Here is a 4,327-nt window from a genome sequence, read left to right on the forward strand (position 1 = left end):
GTGCCGGCCGCCCCGGCGGCGACCGGCACGGCCCCGCCTGGCCCGCGGCCGGTGCGCAGGCCGGCCCCGGCAGGGCGGTGTGCCGGGGGACCGGGGGGCTTTGCGGGAGTGGTGTGCCGTGCGGGAGCGCCGTGCCGTGCGGAAGGGGTGCGCGGGGCGGTGTCGTGCGTGGGGTGCATGCACCGTCCCCTTTCCAGGCGGCTCTTGCGGCTCTTGCGGCTCTTGCGGTTCTTACGTGTCTTGCGTGTCTTGCGCGTCTTGGCGTTTCCGGGCGGCGTTTCTTGGTGGTGCGGTGCGGTGCCGTGTGGTGCGGCGGTGCGGTGCGGGCGGAGCCCGGGGCCCCGGCCGGGGAGTGGGCGGCCGAAGCCTCGGGCGGTTCGTGGGGCGGACCGTCAGGGTTCGATGAGTCCGGCGCGGATGGCGTACCGGGTCAGGTCCAGACGGTCCCGCAGGCCGAGCTTGTGCAGCAGGTTCGCGCGGTGCCGCTGGACGGTCTTGATGCTGATGAAGAGGATCTCGGCGATCTCCTTCGAGGAGTGCCCCTCGGCGACGAGCTTGAGGACCTCCTCCTCGCGCGGGGTGAGGATGTGGTCGGCGTTCTCCTCGCCGTGGCGGACCCGGTCCAGGTAGTTGCGGATCAGCGCGGTCACCGCACCCGGGTACAGGAACGGCTCGTCGCGCATCGCGGCCCGGCAGGCGGCGACCAGGTCGCGGTCGGCGACGGACTTCAGCACGTAGCCGCAGGCCCCCGACTTCAGCGCCTGGAAGAGGTACTGCTCGTTGTCGTGCATCGTCAGCATCAGGATGCGCAGCCCCGGCTTCAGCGCGGCCAGCTCGCGGGCGGCCTGGAGGCCGGTGAGCCGGGGCATCGCGATGTCCAGGACCGCGAGGTCGGCCTCGTGCGCCCGCGCCATGTCGATGGCCTCCGCACCGTCCCCGGCCTCGGCGACCACCTCCAGGTCCGGCTCCCGGTCGAGGATGAGGCGCACACCGCGGCGTACCAGCGCGTGGTCGTCGGCGAGCAGGATACGGATCTTCGACGGCGCGGACGCGGCGGGGACGGACGCGCCGGACGCGGCGGAGGGTTCGGGCGAGGTCGGCTCGGACATGGTCAGTGCTGCTTCCTGGGGACGGGTGCGGTGAGGCGGATGCGGGTGCCGGCGCCGGGCGCCGAGGTGATGTCGAGGGCCGCGCCGATGAGCAGGGCGCGCTCCCGCATGCCGCGGATGCCGGCGCCCTCGCAGGCCGCCTCGATGCCGCGGCCGTCGTCGGCGATGGTGAGCGTCACCGCCCCGCCTGCCGGGGCCAGGCTCACCTCCACCCGCGCGGCGTCCGCGTGGCGGGCGGTGTTGGTCAGCCCCTCCTGCGCCACCCGGTAGAGGACCAGCTCGGTCTCCGGATCGAGGGCGGGCAGCTCGGGGTCGAAGCGGCGCAGCACCCGCATACCCGTGTGCGTGGCGAAGTCGTGGGTGAGCGAGGACAGCGCGCTGATCAGGCCGAGGTCGTCCAGCACCCCGGGCCGCAGCCGGCGTACCAGGCGGCGGACCTCGTCCAGGCTCTCCCGGGTGATCTCCTGCGCCTGGTGGAGTTCGTCGCGCAGCGGCTGCTCGGCGTCGTCCGCCGCCCGTCCCAGGACCAGCAGGATCGCGGTCATGCTCTGCCCGACCTCGTCGTGCAGCTCCTGGGCGATACGGCGCCGCTCCGCCTCCTGGGCGGTCAGGACCCGCGCGGTGCTCGTGGCCCGCTCGTGCTCCAGGCGGTCCAGCATGGCGTTGAACGTGCGGATCAGCTCGGGCACCTCGCCGCCGCCGGAGCCGGCCACCGGCAGCCGCTGGCCGGGGCGGAGCAGGTCGACGGTGGTCATCAGCCTCGTGAGCCGCCCCAGTGGGGCCAGCCCCCAGCGCAGCAGCGCGCCGTTGGCCACCAGCATGACGCTCATGCCGACCACGAGGACGACGGCCTCGGTCAGCAGGATCGGAACGGAGACGGTCACCGGGGCCCAGAGCAGCAGCGCCGTGGCGAAGCCCAGCACCACCGCGTTGAGCCCGAAGATCCGCCAGAACAGGGACACCGGGGGTACGCCTCCTTCAGCGACGTGTCGACTGGTACGCCTCTACTGTCGGTCATCGCGCACCCTCGGTGGGAGCTGCGGCCCAGGTAGCGACCGAGCAAGCGACCAGCGTCACCCGCGCGTGCCCGCCGGGTCGATGGGCTCCAACCCCCATTTCGGCGTCACGGAGCACCCATATGGCCGTCCCCGGGGGGCGCCGACTGGATCCCGTGCCCCAGGGCAAATGGGTCCTGCGCCCGATGGGTTTCCCCTTCCGGCCCGTCCATGGTTGACGACGACCGGGTCCGATCGGCCCGGCGTCCGCCGTACCCACGGCCCTGCCGAGAAAGGGACTCACCGTGTCGCTCGACGCTTCCCGCACCGAACCCCGTCCGGAGCGGCTGACCGCTCACGAGGCGCGCCAGCGCCTCGAACACGCCCGCAGCACCCGGATGACCCAGCTCCAGGCCCTCGGTGAGAGCGGCCAGGTGGACGACCAGCTGATGTCCGCGCAGCAGGCCGCCATCGGGCGGGTGCTCAAGGAGATCGACGAGGCCTTCGCCCGGGTGGAAGCCGGCACCTACGGCACCTGCACGGGGTGCGGCAAGCCCGTCCCGGGGGAGCGCCTGGAGATCCTGCCCTACACGCGGTACTGCGTCGCCTGCCAGCGCCGGGCCGCCACCTGACCCTCCGCTTCCTCCGTCCCGTCTCCGTCTCCCGCCCTGCCCAAGGGGTGAAGTGGTGAACCACCAGACCATCGGCGACCGCGACCACCACCGCGAGCTCGACCGCGGCGCCCGTCCGTCGCCCGTGCCGCCCGTGTCGCCTCAGCCCCCGCTGTCGCCCGAGGACCTCGCGGTCCTCCGCGAGAACCTCCAGGAACAGCGGCTGTTCCGCGAGGAGCAGCTGCGGCGGCTCGCGGTGGCCCCGTCCCGCACCGACGATCCCGGCCGCCGGCCCGCCGCCGCGCGGACCGGGGGCGGGGGCCGGGCGGGGCTCGCGGCCTCGGCGCGCATGGTCCTCGCCGACGTGGAAGCGGCCCTGGAGCGCATGGCCGAAGGCCGCTACGGCCGTTGCCACCTGTGCCGGCGCCCCGTCGACCGCGAGCGCCTGGTGATCGTGCCGCAGGCCCGCTACTGCGGGCGGTGCCAGCAGGTGCGGGAGGCGGGACGATGACTCCGGTCCGCCGTCCCCGCGCCCTCCCCGCCCGGCGCCGTTCCTGGCCGCCGCACCGGCGGTCCGGCGGCGTCGCCCTCGACATGGGCAGTGCCCGTACCCGCGCCTGGGTCGCCGGACGGGGCATGATCCTCGACGTGCCGACGGTGACCTTCCCCGGCGCGGGTGCGGTCTACCCCATCCAGCGCGGCTCCATCGTCGACACCCAGGGCACGGCGCGGATGCTCGACCGGCTCCTCGGCCACCGCCTGCCGCGCTTCGGTCGGCCGGTGGTCGTGGTGACCGCGCCGGTGCTGGACGGGTTCGCCTACCGGAACGAGGCGCGTACGGCCGTGGAGGTGCTGCGGCCGAGCAGTGTGCTGACCGTGCCCAGTGCCCGGGCCGTGGCGCTCGGGTCGGGCGCGGACCTGTCGCGGCCGTTGCTCGTGATGGACATCGGCGCCCATCTGACGGAGGTGGTGCTGCTGGTGGACGGCGCCGTCTTCGACGCCCGGCGCACCGCGCTGGGCACGGGCGACCTCGACGCCGCGACCCCGCCCGCGCGGATCGGTGAGGCGCTGGCCGACATGACGACCTCGATGCTCCGGCAGGACCGCACGTCCCTCACGGTCGACGCGCTGGGCCGCGGGCCGCTGCTCGCGGGCGGGGGCGCGCTGCGTCCCGAGCTCACCTGCCGACTCGCCGACCGGCTGCACGCGCCGGTACGAGCCGTGCCGGCCCCGCACACCGCCGCCGTACGCGGTGCCGCCAAGCTCCTGGAGACCGCCCACTCCCACCCCACGGGCACGGACCCGCCGGACGACGCCGCGCACTGATCCGGCCCGCCGGTCCCGTCGTACGGCAACCCCGCGGCCGAGCCGGCCCGCCGGTCTTGTCGTACGGCAACCCTGCGGCCGATCCGGCCCGGTTCTGCCGTACGGCACACCCCGCGCTGATCCCGCCCGCCCCCCCCCCCTCCCCCGCCCCCCCCCGCCCCGCCGCGTCCCGCCCCCCCCGCGCCCGCCCGCGCGCCCCGCCTCCCGCCCGCCCCGCCCCGCCCGGCCCCGCCCGCCGCCGCGCCCCCCGCCCCCCCCCCCGCCCCCCCCCCCCCCGCGGGGGCTG

5 protein-coding genes are annotated in these 4,327 nt (G+C 75.4%); 3 read left to right on the plus strand and 2 right to left on the minus strand.

Annotation, left to right across the window (positions count from 1 at the left end; all coding sequences use genetic code 11):
• Positions 1-392: 392 nt before the first annotated feature.
• Together HZS56_RS37240 and HZS56_RS37245 are read right to left on the minus strand one after the other, a co-directional pair.
• Positions 393-1,109 (minus strand): response regulator, encoded by a 717-nt coding sequence (locus HZS56_RS37240; RefSeq protein WP_216725233.1) that lies wholly within the window; start codon positions 1,107-1,109, stop codon positions 393-395.
• 2 nt (positions 1,110-1,111) lie between these two features.
• On the minus strand, positions 1,112-2,071 hold the full coding sequence (locus HZS56_RS37245) for a HAMP domain-containing sensor histidine kinase (RefSeq protein WP_216725234.1): 960 nt from the start codon (positions 2,069-2,071) through the stop codon (positions 1,112-1,114).
• A gap of 338 nt (positions 2,072-2,409) precedes the next feature.
• Here HZS56_RS37245 and HZS56_RS37250 point away from each other — a divergent pair, with 338 nt between their 5' ends.
• The 3 genes from HZS56_RS37250 to HZS56_RS37260 are packed head-to-tail and all read left to right on the plus strand — an operon-like array spanning position 2,410 to position 4,041.
• Positions 2,410-2,736 (plus strand): TraR/DksA C4-type zinc finger protein, encoded by a 327-nt coding sequence (locus HZS56_RS37250; RefSeq protein WP_216725235.1) that lies wholly within the window; start codon positions 2,410-2,412, stop codon positions 2,734-2,736.
• 52 nt (positions 2,737-2,788) lie between these two features.
• Positions 2,789-3,226 carry a TraR/DksA family transcriptional regulator gene (locus HZS56_RS37255; RefSeq protein WP_374201247.1) on the plus strand — a complete coding sequence of 146 codons (438 nt, stop codon included), beginning with the start codon at positions 2,789-2,791 and terminating at the stop codon, positions 3,224-3,226.
• Positions 3,223-4,041, plus strand: a complete 819-nt coding sequence (locus tag HZS56_RS37260; protein WP_216725236.1) for a rod shape-determining protein — start codon at positions 3,223-3,225, stop codon at positions 4,039-4,041. The genes HZS56_RS37255 and HZS56_RS37260 overlap by 4 nt, the downstream gene beginning before the upstream one ends.
• Positions 4,042-4,327: the final 286 nt, after the last annotated feature.

The sequence above is a fragment of the Streptomyces mayonensis genome (assembly GCF_018982965.1).
In the GTDB taxonomy this organism is placed as follows: domain Bacteria; phylum Actinomycetota; class Actinomycetes; order Streptomycetales; family Streptomycetaceae; genus Streptomyces; species Streptomyces mayonensis.

Excerpts from the sequence above, each read along its gene's own strand:
- HZS56_RS37240 (WP_216725233.1), bottom strand. The coding sequence starts at position 1,109 with ATGTCCGAGCCGACCTCGCCCGAACCCTCCGCCGCGTCCGGCGCGTCC.
- HZS56_RS37260 (WP_216725236.1), top strand. The coding sequence starts at position 3,223 with ATGACTCCGGTCCGCCGTCCCCGCGCCCTCCCCGCCCGGCGCCGTTCC.